Raw genomic sequence first — 15,339 nt, 5'->3', positions numbered from 1 at the left:
CTATCGGATGCGCGGGCTGAACCAGTTGCCGAGCATATCATCGACTCGCGTCACTTGATCCAGCACTTCCTGTCGAGTCGGGTTCGGGTTCGCATCGTAAAACCTGTTCCACTCGACTCGGATCTGACTCAGGTGAACCCTGCTGTTGATGTCACCCTTCGGTATTCCTCGCAGGTTTTCCAGGGAGTGCATTTCGTCCGCCGAAAACAGACCAGGATATCGCTTCAGCACCTGTTGCTCGATTGCGTGATGGACGACAACCTTTCCCTTGAGACCTGGATGTGCCTCGAAGAATGTCTTCTTGTAGTTGTGGCTTGCGGCGCTGCCGACGGATGCTTCGGTTCGCGCGGGCACGTTCGGACCCAGCACTGTCTCGTTTCGGGCTGCGGCCTGCCGGGCTGCGTCTTCGCAAGGAGTGAGCCCCAGCGGGTCCGACCACGTGAGCGGATTATGGACATAGGTGGCGGGGTTCGGGCTCGCAGCCAGACCCAGAGGATCACTACTGAGATAACGAGCGGTTTCAGGATCGTAGTAACGGAAGACGTTGTAGTGGAGACCGGTCTCCAGGTCGAAGTACTGACCGGGGAAGCGCAGTGGGGTGTAAGCCCGCGCGGTGCGACTCCAGGTGGTGGCGCCCCAGAGGGTCGCACGTGCGAGCCAAGCCGTCTCGCCCTCGTCGTCGACGAGTTCGGTGGGGGTGCCGATGAGGTCGGTCACGATGCCGAAGAATCGCCGGTCGATTTCCTGTTGCCCGGCACCCGCGTCCAGGATGCGTTCGGCCTGGGCTATGGGGTGCTGCCCTTGGTGGTCCCATGTCAAGACGACTTCCTGCGGCTGATCGACGGACCAGGTCTTCTGCTCGCACAGCGTGGTGCCGTCCCACACGAAGTCGGTGCGCTCCGCGACGCCTGCACCGTCCGCGGTGTGCCGCTGCTTGGCGATACGGCGCCCGAGCGGATCGTAGAGATATGTCCAGCGGGTGCCATCGGGGGTTGTGACCGCCGTCAGACGGTCTTCGGCATCCCACTCGTAGCGCCAGGTGTCCGGCCTGCGTGACAGACGTGTCTTCTGGCGGAGCGTGATGCGTCCCTGCGCGTCGTACTCGTAGCGCACGCCGCCGGCCCTCTCCAGGCGCAACCCCCGGTACCTGCGGTCGCCCACCGCTTCCTGCCCGGGGAACACGGCCGGCCAAGACGCGTGCGTCTGGTTCCCCTGTGCGTCGTAGCCGTAGCGTTCCGTGCCCTGCGGACCGTGCACCGTGGTTACGCGTCCCGTCAGGTCCGTCTCGTAGCCATTGCGCGCCCCGGCCGCATCCTCGATCGCGTCGAGGTATCCGTCGGACCGGTAGCTGTAGCGACGCCACCCTCGCGTGTGTCCGTCGTGAACCAGAGACTGGGTGAGTCTACGTCCGCGCGGATCGTACGTGTTGGCCAGTACGGTGCGGTCGCCGAACCGGCGTGCCAGTTCTTGCCCCAAACCGTCCCGGTCGAAGCTCATGGTGTTTCCCGAGCTGACGAGCTCGACGGCGCTGCCCGCCGCGTCATAGCTCCAGTTGCTGACGGCACCACTGGGGGTGACGCGGCTGCGCCGGCGGCCCGTCAGGTCGTAGGTGTGAGTCAAGCGGCGGCCGTTGGTCGTTTCGGTGAGGATCCGCCCCGTCGCGTCGTAGGTCCTGGTGATCGTCGCTTCCGGACTCATCGCCTCAGTGAGGCGGCCGCCCAGGTCGTAGCGGAAGTTCATGGTCCTGCCATCCAGGCGCTTTCGGAGCATGCGACCCAGAACGTCGTGCTCCATGTGAATGGTTTGGCCCATGGAATTCGTTCGCGCGGTGAGCTGACCAGCAAGGTCGTAGGCGTAGCGGGTGGTCACACCGTCGAAGTCTGTCTCCGACACCATTCGACCGGCGGCGTCATAGGCGTACTGCCAGGTATCGCCTGTGGGCGCGGTCACCTGGGTGAGGCGCAGATCCGCGTCGTATGAGTAGACGAACCGCGTCCCCGCAGAATCCGTCCTGGCCGACAGCAGGTCGAAGTGCGTGTATTCGTAGGTAGTCACATGACCGGCGGTGTCCTCGTGGCGGAGGCAGTTTCCCTCACCGTCGTACTCCCACGTCTCCGTGCCGTCGGCGTCCGTCTGCCGCGTCAGCCATCCCTCGACGGACCACTCGAGACTGGTGATGTGACCCATCTGGTCCGTCAACCGGACAGTGCGTCCGAACGCGTCGCGCTCGTGGCGGATCACACCCCCGAGCGGGTCGGTGACTTCGACGGGTAGCCCCGCCGCGTCGGTGCGGATCGTCGTCGTGTGCCCAAGGACGTCCGTCAAGCCACGCAGGTGCCCGGCCGCCGAGTACACGTACGTGCTCGTGGCACCGTCGGGGTCGGTGATCGCTGTGCGGTTCCCCTTCGCGTCGTAGGAACTCCGGACAGACGTGCGGTCGGGTAGAGCGACGATCACGGTCAGGCCGAGTGCGTTGTACGTGTAGTCGCTGCGAGCACCATCAGGGCGCACGACCGCCATGCAACGGCCTTCGGCGTCGTACTCGACCCGCGTGGTCCTGCCCAGCGGATCGGTGTGGGACAGGAGGTGGTGGTTGCTGTCGAACGTCCTCGTCCGCCGGCCGCCGAGGGGGTCGACGTCGGCCACCACCTGCGAGTCGGCGTTGATGACGTAGCGGCTCGAAGCGCCGGAAGCGCTCGTCACCGTGGTGACCCTATAATCTGGCCGGTCGCCGTCGATTCCGTCGTAGGCGAAGGTGAAGGAGACATGACCGGCCTCACCGCCCTGTGCCGTGCAACGGCCTCGCTCGTCGTAGGTGTAGCGGTACGAACTGCCGTTGGTGTCGGTCCACGCCGTGATCCGGTGCTGATCGTCATAGGTGAGCCCCAGCGGGGTCCCGGCCGATCCGACGATTCCGGTGAGCCGGCCGTCCGTGTAGAGGAAGCGCTTGACGGTGACGTCTCCGTCCTCGCCGGCCCCGCGCAGATGCAGCGCATGAATTCTGTCGTCGGCCACTGTGAACGTCACGTGGTATCCGGCGGAATGCCGCATGGCGAGGGGCGTGCCGTCCGGCTCGTAGTCGAAGGTGATGGAGGCGCCGTTCCGGTCGGATATCCGGTGCAGCAGCGACAGACCTCGCACTGCAGGTGCAAAGGTGCGTGTATGTCCGGTGTCGTGGTCCTGGATCTCGAAGCCGCCGTCGTCGAGGAGGGTGAGCGGCCAGCGAGGTCCCTGATCCGGATAGGAACGGGCGCCGGTGGTGGAGGGGAACTCATAGGTGAGCAACATGCCGTCCTCGGTGACGAAGACGGCGCTGCCGTCGGACACCTCCAGCCGCTGGTCCACCGTGGAGGCCCAGGTCGGACCGAACCACCATCCGCAGCGGTAGTTCGAGGAGCCACGGCGGGTGAACACGAGAGGCAACAGGCCGGGAAGTTCAACATCCGTCTGCTGCAGATACATCGCGCCGGTTGCTATGTCGACGGGGTCACCGCATCCGAAGATCTTGGTCTTCAGACGGTTGTAAGCCCCCTTGGCGCCGTCCCCGACCAGGCCCTTGGCGCTCCTTCCGAGTCCCTTGGCGCCCAGCGCCATGCCCTTTAGGCCGCCTCTGCCGAGCACTTTGAGGCCCTTGGCCAGCCCCCCGAGCGTGGTCAGGCCCTTCATGCCCGGTATGCAGTCCAGAGCCGCGAGCCCGACATCCCACAGGGACGCCTGCCCCTTGGAGTATTTGTAGAGCGAGTCGGCCAGCACCACGAGACCTGCGATCAGCACGATCGCACCCAGGATCGGCCCGCCGATGATCATCGCCACGATCCCGACGACCGCGACCACGACCTTGCACACCGCCACGATGGTGTCCCAGTTGTCGGTGAACCAGTCACCGACCTCCTCCCACCACGACCGGTTCTGAATACCCGCGTCCGAGGCCTCGTCGATCTTCGACTTCGCCTCACGCGCCGCGTCCTCGCGCATCTTGCGCGCGTCCTCGGCCATCTTCTTCGCCGCCGCCAAGGCGTCCTGCGCGTCGGCGACGTCCGACTGGGCTTTGGACTGGGCCGACTTGGCGTGCTGGACGTCGCGGGTAGCGGCGCGGACCTTTGCCTCGTCGGGCTTGTCCGCGTCCGACTTGCTGCCGGTGGGGTCGTCCTTGTACTTGTCCGCCTCCTTGCCGGCCCGCGTGACCCAGGAGTCGGCCGACGTCAGCTTCGACTGGGCCGAGGAGAGGTTGTCGCGCGCTTCGCGGCCCTTGATGAGGGCCTTGTCGGCCAGGGACTGGGCACGCTCCAGCTTCGGCCAGAAGTCCGAGAGCGCGTCACCGCACATCTCGTACGACTTCTTCAGCTTCTTGAGGTTCTTCGGGACATCCGCGAAGTCCTCCTTGAAGACGTCCGCGGACTTGCCCGCCCACTCCAGGAGGGTGCCCTCGCCCGCCATGCCCTTGACCAGCCGCAGCCCCTCCGAGACATCGTCGGCGAAGTCGTGCAGATGCTTCGCGAGCGTGCGGACGCGTTGCGGGTCGCCCGGCGTCGGGTCCTTGTCCAGATCCAGGACATGCCAGTCCGTAGGCCTGTGCCCCGCCATACCCCAACCCCCGTCACGCGCACCTCAACGTCAACAACCGTATGCACACGTGAACTTACAAGGCACAGCCGTTCGAGGAAAAGTGAGCCCCCACATCGCGGACAGCGTCCGAGCGCGGCCCGCTCGCCGCGACTTCAGTGCCACATCCGGGGGTTGAGGCTGGCAGCGGCGAAGGAGTCGCCGGCGGTGACGGTGAGGTCAGGCTGTTCGATGCGCAGCGCCACCTTCTCGCGATCGAACTGACGGAACTCGAATACGAAGTGTTCGGCGATCGCAAGACGATCCAGGGGAAACCCGTCGAGATCTACCGCCCCATTCGCACGGTCGGCACCCTGACAAAGGACTGACACGAACAGGGGGAAGTGTGCCGCCTCCAGTAGTCGGTCCGCGTCATGGATCACACCCACGATCCCGACTCCGCCCGTCACCGCACCGCACAGGTCATCCAGGCAGTCCACCACAGAGTCCCAGTTCATCCCGAAGTAGCCGGGGAACTGCAGAACCTCCGCGAAGGAACGGTAGATCCCCTCCTCAGTAATCAGGTCGCGGGAGTCGAAGTGGTGGACACGCCCTCCTTTCGCCTCCAGCCCTGACAGCTGCCGTTGGATGCCGGTATCTCCTCGCGCGACGAAGATGACCCAGGGCTCCGATGTCCCCGTGATGTCGACACCGGTCATTGCCTCATCACGCCTCCGTGAACCGGAACGTCGACGTGATCGCGTCGAAGATGTCGAAGAACGAGTCCGCGAGGTCGAGGACCTGGCTGCTGCCGGCGACCAGGGCGACCTTGCCCTCCTGGCCCGGAACGGGGATGTACGTCTGCATCAGGACGGCACGGATGGTGCGGTTGAGGGTGTCGCCAGGGACTGCGATGTCCTCGATGCCGTGCGTGCGGGCGGCGGGGCCGACTCCGGGGATGTCGACCGTCGTCACCTTGCGCCAGGAGTCGCCCTCTCGCTTGGCCTCCTTGACCGCGAGCTGGCTCGCGATGGCAGAGGGGTCGTTGGAGAGTGGCTCACCCCGCTCGTTGCGGCCGCCGACGAGGGAGACGGTCACTGAGCCGGTTATCGGCGTATCGCCGCCGAAGTTCTCCGCCATGCAGCCGCAGTAGAGCGCGCCCGACTTCCAGGCGTCCGCGGCGGCCTTCTGGAGGAAGTCGACGTAGGTGCCGCGGTATTGCTCCAACTCCGGGCGCTGCTGCACACGTTCGCTCACCATTCGGCGGATCGAGTCGTCCCGCGATTCCGGGCGTACGTCGAACTCCCACCACGTCTCCGGCACCTTGATCCGGAAACCGCCCCGCTCGACGGTCAGAGTCTCCATGTAGCGGGCCATGACGCCGGCCTCCCCGTTCACTCGCTCACGCGATGTTCGCTCGATCACTTGTGCGCACATCGTGTCACTACTCCTCCAGCGTCCAGAACGGCGAGTCCTTCGGTGGTGCGGGGCGTACGGGATGTGTGCTGAAGTCGATGTCCGCGTCCGCGGTGGGGCATCCTTTCGGGACGCGGTGCTGGTCATCCGGGCCGTAGTACACGCCGTACGCCCAGTACTCGGGCAGCTCGTGGCCCAGGAGTCCCACACCCCAGCTGACCGACTCCCGCGTCCCGTACACCGCGTTGATCCTCGCGACCGCCTCCGCACGGGAGATACCGATGTGCTCCACCAGTACGTCCGCCATCTCGCGGAAGTACGCCAGCATCTCCTCGTCGAGCGCCAGTACGAACTCCGTGCCCGTGGTGCCGGCCGTGTCGCACGCTCCGAAGGAGACGAGCCAGCGCAGGCGCCTGATCTCCGCCACGAGCAGCGGCATCGTCTCCCTGGCAGTGGCGGCCAAGACCGGATCCGGAGTCGAGGCCACGCACAGCTCCTCGATGGCGTCCAGGTCGAGGTGGTCCTCACCAGCTGTCGGTTCTGAAGTCATGCTCCATTGTCCCGGCCTGGTAGTGGCCGGCCGGGGGCTGCCCCCACCCCCGTCCACCCAGCCCGCCGGATGGCCCGCCCCCGCTCCCCCGGGCACCGTAGGAGGTACACGACCACACAACGGGGGAGTCGATCATGCGAACCGTCACAGCCACCGTCCTCGCCTTGGCCCTCGCCGCGGCAGGGGCAGCGCCCGTCGCCGCCGGCTCCGGCAGGCCCGGCATCGACGGTGTCTGGCGCATGGACGGCTACGGCACCGTCCTCTCCCTCGACGGCGACACCCTTCAGGAGTTCCAGACGACGTCCGTCAGCTGTATCGAGGGCGAGGCAGCGCGGAGGACCGGTACTGGCGCGTACACGACCGACGACGGCACCGTACTGACCGTCCGCCCGGGGCCGGGCCGGGACCGCGCCACCCTCGGTACGGACAGTTCCGTCGGCCATCGCGCGCTCCGGCGGATCAAGGAACTGCCCGCCGACTGCACCCGCCCCATGCCCAAGGACCCCCGCACCTCCTTCGACGTCTTCTGGCACTCCTTCGCCGAGAACTACCCCTTCTTCGCCGCGAAGGGCATCGACTGGCGGGACGTCCGGGACCGGTATCGGTCCAAGGTGCACAGAGACACCACCCGCGAGGAGCTCTTCAAGGTCTTCAGCGACATGGTGCGGCCCCTCTACGACGCCCATGTCGCCGTCGAGGACGGGGACCTCGTCTTCGCCCAGGTCCGCCCGGGCACCGAGGTGCCCACGGAGGAGTTGGACACCAAGGTCAAGAAGTTCGTCGTCGAACGCGATCTGAAGGGCGCCCCGTATCGCCAGGACTTCGCGAACGGCCGCATCACCTACGCCGACCTGCCCGGCCGCACCAGCCAGGGCTATCTCCGTATCTCCGGGTTCGCCGGCTACACCTCCGAGGACGCCCCGTACGCCGCCCACGTCGCCGCGCTCGACAAGGCCCTGGACACCGTCCTCACCAAGGACCGCACCCAGCGGCTCAAAGGCCTGATCATCGACCTGCGCATCAACGGCGGCGGCTCCGACGCCCTCGGCATCCGCATCGCCGAGCGCCTGACGGACACGCCCTACGTCGCCTACGCCAAGCGCGCCCGGAACCATCCGAGCGACCCGGGCCGGCACACCCGGCCCGAGCCGATCCGGGTCGTGCCGGTGGACGGGCCCCGCTACACCGGGCCCATCGCCGTACTGACCTCAGGCTCCACCGTCAGCGCCGGCGAGACCTTCACCCAGGCCCTGATCGACCGGCCGGGACACACCGTCCGCATCGGCCAGGCCACCCAGGGCGTCTTCTCCGACGTCATGGAACGCGACCTGCCCAACGGCATGGCCGCGGTCCTCCCCAACGAGGAGTTCCTGAACCGGTCGGGCCGGACCTACGACGGCCCCGGCATCCCGCCCCACCTCTCCGAGCCGGTGTTCACGAAGGAGGAGTTCGAGGAGAAGAAGGACTCCGCGTTCGACCGGGCTGTCTCTGAGCTGCGGAGTCGGGCTTCAGCGGGGCGTTGACCATGACGCTGTCGGGCCGCCCGCTTCTTTGCCAGTGTCGTGCTTCCACGACCCGCCTCAAGGGCGCTTTGCGTCGGCTCCGCCGATCGGCCTTCGCCCGACCCTTGACCCGGGCCGCGGAAGCACGTGGGAGAAGCGAGCGAGCGGCCCTGAAACGCGGGTGGTCCAGGTCCCTCGGACCCTACGGTTGCCTGCGTTGCCGCTCTGCGTAACGGGCGCGCGGTTGCTTTTCGCATGCACGCCGGGTGGTTCGGCGGCGGCAGCGGGGAGTGGAGCGGATGGGTCGTTGGGGGGGCCGCGAATGGGGCGGGCTAGTGGCCGGAAGGCTCCAGTTGGGCCAACTTGGCGGCTCCCGACACGAATCCCGCCCAGGTGGTGAGGGAGAGCGCCAGTCGGGGACCGTGGTCCTGCTTCGAGTCGCGGACGTGGATGGTGTGGGGTGCTATCGCGACCTCGACGCAGGAGTTGCCGTCGGGGCCGTCGCTGTAGCTGCTCTTGAACCAGACCAGTTCTGCGGAAGGCTTGCGGATCATGTTTCTCCCAGCACTTGCTCGATGAAGGCCAGCGACTCCTCCGGCGTAAGAGCCTGCGCCCGGATGGTGCCATACCGCAGCTCAAGGATCCGCAGGTGCTTCGGATCGGATGTCGGTCGGCCGCTGAACGCGCCGTCAGAGCGCCCCACTGCCGAGCCATCGGCGAACTTCAGCACCTCGATCCTGCCGTCCAGCCCCGGATGAGCTCCTGAGCTCATCCGCATCACCTGAAGCGAGACGTTACGCAATCGGGCCACCCCCAGCAGGTGTTCGAGCTGCTGACGCCACATCATTGTGCCTCCAACCCGTCGGCGCAGCGTGGCCTCTTCCAGGACGAAGCTGAGCGACGGCGCTGGGCAGCGCTCGAAGATCGACTTCCTGGCCATACGCGCGGCAACCAGGTGCTCCACCTCCTCCTCCGAGTAGGGCGGCTGCCACGCCTCGAACAAGGCCCGCGCATGCTCGGGCGTCTGCAACAACCCATGGATGCTCAGCCCGACGTACACCCCCAACTCAGCCGCCTTGGACTCCAACTGCGCCAGCGCCCGCACACTCTTGGGATACCGAACCCTCTTCACGTCCTCCCAGGTCGCCGCAATCAGCCCACCCGCCCCCAGCACCCCATCCGCCCTGACGAGATAGTCCTGCCGAGGGATCCGTTTCCCGCTCTCGATCTTGTAGACCATGTCCTCGCCGTACCCCACGGCCATCCCGAACTCGCCGGCGCGCATCCCCACCGCCTCCCGCCGCAGCTTCAGCTGCCGTCCGACGGTCGCGATGACGGCGACGCCCCACTCGTCGTCGGGGTCCACCTCCCAACCCGGCTCGTCCGCCTCGCCCTTGAGCCGTCCCGAGTCCGCCTCGACCGCCGTCATCCCGCACCCTTCCGCCGTCGTACGAACATGCCCTGCGCCCTACCCGTACGCCCGGCCCCGACAGCCCGGACACCACTGGACAAGCTCCGGACAGTCACCGTACGCACCCGCTGAGTCACTGTTCACGATAAGCGCGCACCGCCACTCTGAGTGACGTGAAGCAGCGATCCACTGAACTCACCACCCCCGTCCGCAACTTCAGCCTCCAGCTGTCGCCGACCCCACGCGGTGCCCGGCTGGCCCGCCTCCTGGCCGTCGAGCAACTGCGTTCCTGGGGGCTGCCGTTGGACCCGGCGAGGCAGGTCGTCGCGGAGCTGTCGGTCAACGCCGTGACGCACGGCCGCGTCCCCGGTCGTGACTTCCGCCTGCTGCTCTACGTCGTCGCTGACACGCTCCGCATCGAGGTGACGGACACGCGCGGCGACCGTCTGCCGGTGTTGTCCGAGGCGGGCAGGGGCCTGCGCCTCGTCGAGGCGCTCGCCGACCGCTGGGGCACCACCGCCGGGCTCCCGCCCCGCAAGACCGTCTGGGCCGAGATCGGCCTCGTACCGGAGCCCAAGAACCTGGACTTCGGTGGCGCGGGCGGCCTCCCAGAAGGAACAGACAGCTGAAAGGACCCCACCAAGCCCCACCCCTCCTCCCGGCCGCCGAGAGGCCTCACCCGCGCGGGTGAACATCACCAACTCGACTGGCGTCGGGGGCCATTGCCTGCCCTACGCTCAGCGCAACACAACCGCAGACATGCGACGGCCCCCGCCGGGACGGCAATCCCAGTGCGAGGGCCTGACCACCGAGGAAGGCTCAAACTTCCTGATGGATACGCAGAACCCTAACGTGCCCTCGCACGCCCACACCCGGGTTGCCGCAAAGAAGCACCCGAACCGGCGGCATCCCCACTCCGGCCTGGTGCACGACCACACCCGCCACACCACCCGCTTCACGGTGATCGGCAACCACCTCGCCCAGCACCCGGAGCTGTCGCTGCTCGCGATCGGGCTCGGCACGCACATCCAGTCGCTGCCCGTCGGCGCCCGCATCGACATCAAGTCGCTCGCCACCCGCTTCCCCGAGGGCACGACCCGTATCGCCGCCGCCCTGAAAGAGCTGGAAGCCCACGGCTACCTGCGCCGCGAGCGCGTACGCGTACCCGACGGCCGGATCATCACCCGTACGACCTCCTGCAACCAGCCAGGTCACAGGGGTGCAGAGGCTCCGCCTCCGGCCCCGAGGAAGCAGACGAGGCCGTCCGGCGGCAAGACCCTGCCCGCCGTACCGCGACCGGCCTGCCCGGCCCCCGCCCTCCTCCAGCAGGCCACCGACCTCCTCACCGGCCTCCGCCGCGAGGACCCCCGCCTCCTGCTCTCGGCCGGCGACACCGCCCACCTCGCCCCCGGCGTCGCCGCCTGGCTGGAGCGAGACGTCGCCCCCGCCGCCGTACGCCACGCCATGACCACCGACCTCCCACCCGAGCCCCTCCGCCGCCCGGCCGCCCTCCTGGCCCACCGCCTCACGGCCCAGCTACCGCCCCCGCCGCCCTTCGCGCGACCGGCCGCATCCCCACCGCCAGCCCGGCACCCCCTCCAGACCTGCGACACCTGCGACCGAGCCTTCCGCGCACCGGCCCCGGGCCACTGCCGCGATTGCCGATCCGGCCGAACCGAGCTTCCGGGAGCAGCATGAGGAGAACATCTGCCGCCCACATCGCCGCGCTTCCCCGGCACCCGGGCGGGATAGCCTGGCCCGGGCACTCCTCGGAGGTGGACACGATGAGCACGCAGGCCGACCACGGACATGAGCTGGCCCCCCGCCCTCAGCAGACTCCCGACGCCCTGCGCGCGGCTCTCGCCACCGTCGATCCGGCCCGCCTGGGAGAGATGCAGGCCACCAAGGACGACGCGTTCGCCAAGGCTGTCGAATGGCAGTCCCTCAGCCCGGTGCAGAGCTGGGTGCTGGCCTGGGCCCGGGACATCGAGATCGCCCGACGGCCCGACCTGTCCACCCGCTACGCCCACGCGAAGACCAACCTGGAACACGAGGACCCGGCCATCGCCCAGGATGCGCTGCGCGAACTGAGCGCCGTCCTCGACGAGGCCATGAAGGCAGTCCGCGGGTGAGCTGGAAATGGGAGTACGCCTTCGGTGCCGAGGAAGCGGCCCGAACCGCTCCCACCGACTTCCTCGCCGAGGTGGACAGGAAGGCGGAAGTCGTCGTCCGCAGCGAGCGGATCTACATCGTCCAGATCACGTACCTGGGCTTCTGAGCCTGCCCCCCGGACTGCAGCGACCTGTTCAGGCACCCCCACGCCCAGAATCCCGCGATGCCCCCCGGCCAACAGCAAAAGGACCCGCACGACCGAAGTCGTACGGGCCCTTTCGAGCCACTCAGGTCAGTAGACCCTCAAGCCAGTCCGAAGACTCACTTGTTGATCTTGGTGACCTGGCCGGCGCCCACCGTGCGGCCACCCTCGCGGATGGCGAACTTCAGGCCCTCCTCCATGGCGACGGGCTGGATGAGCTCCACCTTCATGTCGGTGTTGTCACCCGGCATGACCATCTCGGTGCCCTCGGGGAGGGTCACCACGCCGGTCACGTCCGTCGTACGGAAGTAGAACTGCGGGCGGTAGTTGTTGAAGAACGGCGTGTGGCGGCCACCCTCGTCCTTGGACAGGATGTACGCCGCGGCCTCGAACTCGGTGTGCGGGGTGACCGAGCCCGGCTTGATGATGACCTGGCCGCGCTCGACGTCCTCGCGCTTGATGCCGCGGAGCAGCAGACCGACGTTCTCACCGGCCTGGCCCTCGTCGAGCAGCTTGCGGAACATCTCGATGCCGGTGACCGTGGTGGTGGTCTTCTCGGTCTTGATGCCGATGATGTCGACGGTCTCGTTGACCTTGAGGACACCACGCTCGATACGGCCGGTGACGACCGTACCGCGACCGGTGATCGTGAAGACGTCCTCGATCGGCATCAGGAACGGCTTGTCGACGTCGCGCTCCGGCTCCGGAATCGCGGTGTCGACGGCGCTCATGAGCTCCAGGACCGAGTTGCCCCACTCCTTGTCGCCCTCGAGGGCCTTCAGAGCGGAGACCTTGACGACCGGAACGTCGTCGCCCGGGAACTCGTACTCGGAGAGCAGCTCACGAACCTCGAGCTCGACGAGCTCCAGGATCTCCTCGTCGTCCACCATGTCGGCCTTGTTCAGGGCGACGACGATGTACGGAACGCCGACCTGGCGGGCCAGGAGCACGTGCTCCTTGGTCTGCGGCATCGGGCCGTCGGTGGCGGCGACCACGAGGATGGCGCCGTCCATCTGCGCCGCACCCGTGATCATGTTCTTGATGTAGTCCGCGTGACCGGGGCAGTCGACGTGGGCGTAGTGACGCGTCTCGGTCTGGTACTCGACGTGCGCGATCGAGATCGTGATACCGCGCTGGCGCTCCTCGGGAGCCTTGTCGATCTGGTCGAAGGCCGAGGCCTCGTTCAGCTCGGGGTACGCGTCGTGCAGCACCTTGGTAATGGCGGCCGTGAGGGTCGTCTTACCGTGGTCGATGTGACCGATGGTGCCGATGTTGACGTGCGGCTTAGTCCGCTCGAACTTCGCCTTCGCCACTGGGGTCCTCCTGTGGAGTGGTTCTGGTACGCCTTACTCATCGGCGCCAGGTGATCTTTGCTGGAAAGCCCGGGCCCGGGGCATTCTCGCCACGATTGTGACGGAATGCCCCTCAAGGCTCCGGAGTCAAGCCTACGGCGTGTAGACGCGGTGCGTTACTCGCCCTTGGCCTTCGCGATGATCTCCTCGGCGACGTTCCGGGGAACCTCGGCGTAGGAGTCGAACTGCATCGAGTAGCTTGCGCGACCCGACGTCTTGCTGCGGAGGTCTCCGACGTAGCCGAACATCTCCGAGAGGGGCACCAGGCCCTTCACGAGGCGGGCACCGGCCCGCTCCTCCATGGCCTGGATCTGGCCACGGCGGGAGTTGATGTCGCCGATGACCTCACCCATGTAGTCCTCGGGCGTGGTGACCTCGACGGCCATCATCGGCTCGAGCAGCACGGGGCTGGCCTTGCGGGCGGCCTCCTTGAAGGCCTGCGAGCCGGCGATCTTGAACGCGAGCTCGGAGGAGTCGACCTCGTGGTAGCCACCGTCGATGAGCGTGACGCGGACGCCCGTCATCTCGTAGCCGGCGAGGATGCCGAACTGCATGGCCTCCTGCGCACCGGCGTCCACCGAAGGGATGTACTCCTTCGGGATGCGGCCACCGGTGACCTTGTTCACGAACTCGTACGCGGCGTCGCCGCCCTCGATCGGCTCGATCGCGATCTGCACCTTGGCGAACTGGCCGGTACCACCAGTCTGCTTCTTGTGCGTGTAGTCGACGCGCTCGACGGCCTTGCGGATCGTCTCGCGGTAGGCGACCTGCGGCTTGCCGACGTTGGCCTCGACCTTGAACTCGCGCTTCATGCGGTCGACCAGCACCTCGAGGTGAAGCTCGCCCATACCACCGATGATGGTCTGGCCGGTCTCCTCGTTGGTGTGGACCTGGAAGGACGGGTCCTCCTCGGCCAGGCGCTGGATCGCGACGCCCAGCTTCTCCTGGTCACCCTTCGACTTGGGCTCGATGGCGACCTGGATGACCGGCGCCGGGAAGTCCATGGACTCCAGGATGACCGGGTTCTTGTCGTCGCTCAGCGTCTCACCGGTGGTGGTCTGCTTGAGGCCCATGACGGCGACGATGTCGCCGGCGCCCACCGACTCGATCTCCTCACGCTTGTTCGCGTGCATGCGGTAGATCTTGCCGATGCGCTCCTTCTTGCCCTTCACGGAGTTCAGCACGGCGGTGCCGGACACCAGACGGCCGGAGTACACGCGGACGAAGGTGAGCTTGCCGAGGTGCGGGTCGCTCATGATCTTGAACGCCAGCGCGGCGAGGGGCTCGTCCTCCGACGGCTTGCGCGCGATGACCTGCTCCGGGTCCTTGACGTCGTGGCCCTCGATGGCCTCGACGTCGAGCGGGGTGGGCAGGTAGCGCACGACCGCGTCGAGCAGGGGCTGAACGCCCTTGTTCTTGAACGCGGTGCCGCAGAACACGGGGGTGACGGTGGTGCCGTCGCTCTTGCCGGACGCGATGGTGATACGGCGGATCGCGGCGTAGAGCTGCTCCACGGTGGGCTCGGTGCCCTCCAGGTACAGCTCCATCAGCTCTTCGTCGTTCTCGGCGACGGCCTCGAGCAGCTTGCCGCGGTACTCCTCGGCAGCCTCGGCGTGGGTGTCCGGGATGTCGACGGTGTCGTACATCTCGCCCTTGGTCGCCTCGGCCGACCAGACCAGGGCCTTCATCGTCACGAGGTCGATGACGCCCTTGAAGTCCGCCTCGGCACCGATCGGCAGCTGCATGACCAGCGGCTGCGCACCAAGGCGGTCCGAGATCATGTCGACGCAGCGGTGGAACTCCGCGCCGGTCCGGTCGAGCTTGTTGACGAAGCAGATACGCGGAACGCCGTAACGGTCGGCCTGACGCCACACCGTCTCGGACTGCGGTTCGACACCGGCGACACCGTCGAACACCGTCACGGCACCGTCGAGCACACGCAGGGAGCGCTCCACCTCTACGGTGAAGTCGACGTGCCCCGGGGTGTCGATGATGTTGATGGTGTAGTCGTTGTCCTCGAGCGGCCAGTGACAGGTGGTCGCAGCAGACGTGATCGTGATGCCACGCTCCTGCTCCTGCTCCATCCAGTCCATGGTGGCGGCGCCGTCGTGGACCTCACCGATCTTGTAAGACACACCGGTGTAGAACAGGATCCGCTCGGTGGTGGTCGTCTTGCCCGCGTCGATGTGGGCCATGATCCCGATGTTGCGGACCTTGGCCAGGTCAAGTGAAGTGGTAGCCATAAGGCTTCA

At 67.1% G+C, this 15,339-nt stretch carries 13 protein-coding genes; 5 read left to right on the top strand and 8 right to left on the bottom strand.

The window, feature by feature from the left end:
• The 4 genes from ACIBK5_RS12415 to ACIBK5_RS12400 form a co-directional block, all read right to left on the bottom strand.
• Window positions 1–4,584: an RHS repeat-associated core domain-containing protein gene (locus ACIBK5_RS12415; protein ID WP_399018798.1), complete on the bottom strand. Its 4,584-nt coding sequence runs from the start codon at window positions 4,582–4,584 to the stop codon at window positions 1–3.
• Between the two features lie 134 nt (window positions 4,585–4,718).
• Window positions 4,719–5,261 (bottom strand): barstar family protein, encoded by a 543-nt coding sequence (locus ACIBK5_RS12410; protein WP_399018796.1) that lies wholly within the window; start codon window positions 5,259–5,261, stop codon window positions 4,719–4,721.
• 7 nt (window positions 5,262–5,268) lie between these two features.
• Window positions 5,269–5,919, bottom strand: a complete 651-nt coding sequence (locus ACIBK5_RS12405) for a hypothetical protein (protein ID WP_399018794.1) — start codon at window positions 5,917–5,919, stop codon at window positions 5,269–5,271.
• A gap of 67 nt (window positions 5,920–5,986) precedes the next feature.
• Window positions 5,987–6,508, bottom strand: a complete 522-nt coding sequence (locus ACIBK5_RS12400) for a hypothetical protein (RefSeq protein ID WP_399018792.1) — start codon at window positions 6,506–6,508, stop codon at window positions 5,987–5,989.
• A 134-nt stretch (window positions 6,509–6,642) separates the two neighbouring features.
• On the opposite strand from ACIBK5_RS12400, the gene ACIBK5_RS12395 reads away from it, so the two are divergent.
• Complete coding sequence (locus tag ACIBK5_RS12395) at window positions 6,643–8,031, top strand: S41 family peptidase (RefSeq protein WP_399018790.1); 1,389 nt, start codon at window positions 6,643–6,645, stop codon at window positions 8,029–8,031.
• 311 nt (window positions 8,032–8,342) lie between these two features.
• Here ACIBK5_RS12395 and ACIBK5_RS12390 read toward each other — a convergent pair whose 3' ends face one another.
• Window positions 8,343–8,564, bottom strand: a complete 222-nt coding sequence (locus tag ACIBK5_RS12390; protein ID WP_399018788.1) for a DUF397 domain-containing protein — start codon at window positions 8,562–8,564, stop codon at window positions 8,343–8,345.
• On the bottom strand, window positions 8,561–9,439 hold the full coding sequence (locus ACIBK5_RS12385; protein WP_399018786.1) for a helix-turn-helix domain-containing protein: 879 nt from the start codon (window positions 9,437–9,439) through the stop codon (window positions 8,561–8,563). Before ACIBK5_RS12385 ends, ACIBK5_RS12390 begins: the two co-directional genes overlap by 4 nt.
• Before the next feature lie 155 nt (window positions 9,440–9,594).
• Here ACIBK5_RS12385 and ACIBK5_RS12380 point away from each other — a divergent pair, with 155 nt between their 5' ends.
• The 4 genes from ACIBK5_RS12380 to ACIBK5_RS12365 all read left to right on the top strand — a co-directional run bounded on the left by ACIBK5_RS12380 (window position 9,595) and on the right by ACIBK5_RS12365 (window position 11,699).
• Window positions 9,595–10,050, top strand: a complete 456-nt coding sequence (locus ACIBK5_RS12380; protein WP_399018783.1) for an ATP-binding protein — start codon at window positions 9,595–9,597, stop codon at window positions 10,048–10,050.
• A gap of 202 nt (window positions 10,051–10,252) precedes the next feature.
• A complete protein-coding gene (locus tag ACIBK5_RS12375; protein WP_399018781.1) occupies window positions 10,253–11,119 on the top strand; it encodes a helix-turn-helix domain-containing protein in 867 nt (288 codons plus the stop codon).
• Between the two features lie 86 nt (window positions 11,120–11,205).
• The gene (locus ACIBK5_RS12370) at window positions 11,206–11,553 is read left to right on the top strand and encodes a hypothetical protein (RefSeq protein WP_399018780.1); all 348 of its coding nucleotides are present in this window, start codon (window positions 11,206–11,208) and stop codon (window positions 11,551–11,553) included.
• Window positions 11,550–11,699 carry a hypothetical protein gene (locus ACIBK5_RS12365; protein WP_399018778.1) on the top strand — a complete coding sequence of 50 codons (150 nt, stop codon included), beginning with the start codon at window positions 11,550–11,552 and terminating at the stop codon, window positions 11,697–11,699. Before ACIBK5_RS12370 ends, ACIBK5_RS12365 begins: the two co-directional genes overlap by 4 nt.
• 155 nt (window positions 11,700–11,854) lie before the next feature.
• Here the strand turns inward: ACIBK5_RS12365 and tuf are convergent, their stop codons facing one another.
• Together tuf and fusA are read right to left on the bottom strand one after the other, a co-directional pair.
• On the bottom strand, window positions 11,855–13,048 hold the full coding sequence (gene tuf / locus ACIBK5_RS12360) for an elongation factor Tu (protein WP_399018776.1): 1,194 nt from the start codon (window positions 13,046–13,048) through the stop codon (window positions 11,855–11,857).
• Between the two features lie 155 nt (window positions 13,049–13,203).
• Window positions 13,204–15,330, bottom strand: a complete 2,127-nt coding sequence (gene fusA, locus ACIBK5_RS12355) for an elongation factor G (RefSeq protein ID WP_184591469.1) — start codon at window positions 15,328–15,330, stop codon at window positions 13,204–13,206.
• Between the last annotated feature and the right edge of the window lie 9 nt (window positions 15,331–15,339).

Origin of the sequence: Streptomyces sp. NPDC050546 (genome assembly GCF_044457425.1) — a bacterium.
Taxonomy (GTDB): domain Bacteria; phylum Actinomycetota; class Actinomycetes; order Streptomycetales; family Streptomycetaceae; genus Streptomyces.
The sequence above is the reverse complement of the archived record's forward strand: the minus strand, read 5'-3'. Positions and strand labels throughout refer to the sequence as shown.

What these genes read in the sequence shown, in the direction of transcription:
- ACIBK5_RS12370 (WP_399018780.1), top strand. Translation starts at nt 11,206, where the DNA reads ATGAGCACGCAGGCCGACCACGGACATGAGCTGGCCCCCCGCCCTCAG.
- ACIBK5_RS12410 (WP_399018796.1), bottom strand. Translation starts at nt 5,261, where the DNA reads ATGACCGGTGTCGACATCACGGGGACATCGGAGCCCTGGGTCATCTTC.
- ACIBK5_RS12385 (WP_399018786.1), bottom strand. Translation starts at nt 9,439, where the DNA reads ATGACGGCGGTCGAGGCGGACTCGGGACGGCTCAAGGGCGAGGCGGAC.
- ACIBK5_RS12415 (WP_399018798.1), bottom strand. Translation starts at nt 4,584, where the DNA reads ATGGCGGGGCACAGGCCTACGGACTGGCATGTCCTGGATCTGGACAAG.
- ACIBK5_RS12375 (WP_399018781.1), top strand. Translation starts at nt 10,253, where the DNA reads ATGGATACGCAGAACCCTAACGTGCCCTCGCACGCCCACACCCGGGTT.
- ACIBK5_RS12405 (WP_399018794.1), bottom strand. Translation starts at nt 5,919, where the DNA reads ATGGCCCGCTACATGGAGACTCTGACCGTCGAGCGGGGCGGTTTCCGG.
- ACIBK5_RS12390 (WP_399018788.1), bottom strand. Translation starts at nt 8,564, where the DNA reads ATGATCCGCAAGCCTTCCGCAGAACTGGTCTGGTTCAAGAGCAGCTAC.
- ACIBK5_RS12400 (WP_399018792.1), bottom strand. Translation starts at nt 6,508, where the DNA reads ATGACTTCAGAACCGACAGCTGGTGAGGACCACCTCGACCTGGACGCC.
- fusA (WP_184591469.1), bottom strand. Translation starts at nt 15,330, where the DNA reads ATGGCTACCACTTCACTTGACCTGGCCAAGGTCCGCAACATCGGGATC.
- ACIBK5_RS12395 (WP_399018790.1), top strand. Translation starts at nt 6,643, where the DNA reads ATGCGAACCGTCACAGCCACCGTCCTCGCCTTGGCCCTCGCCGCGGCA.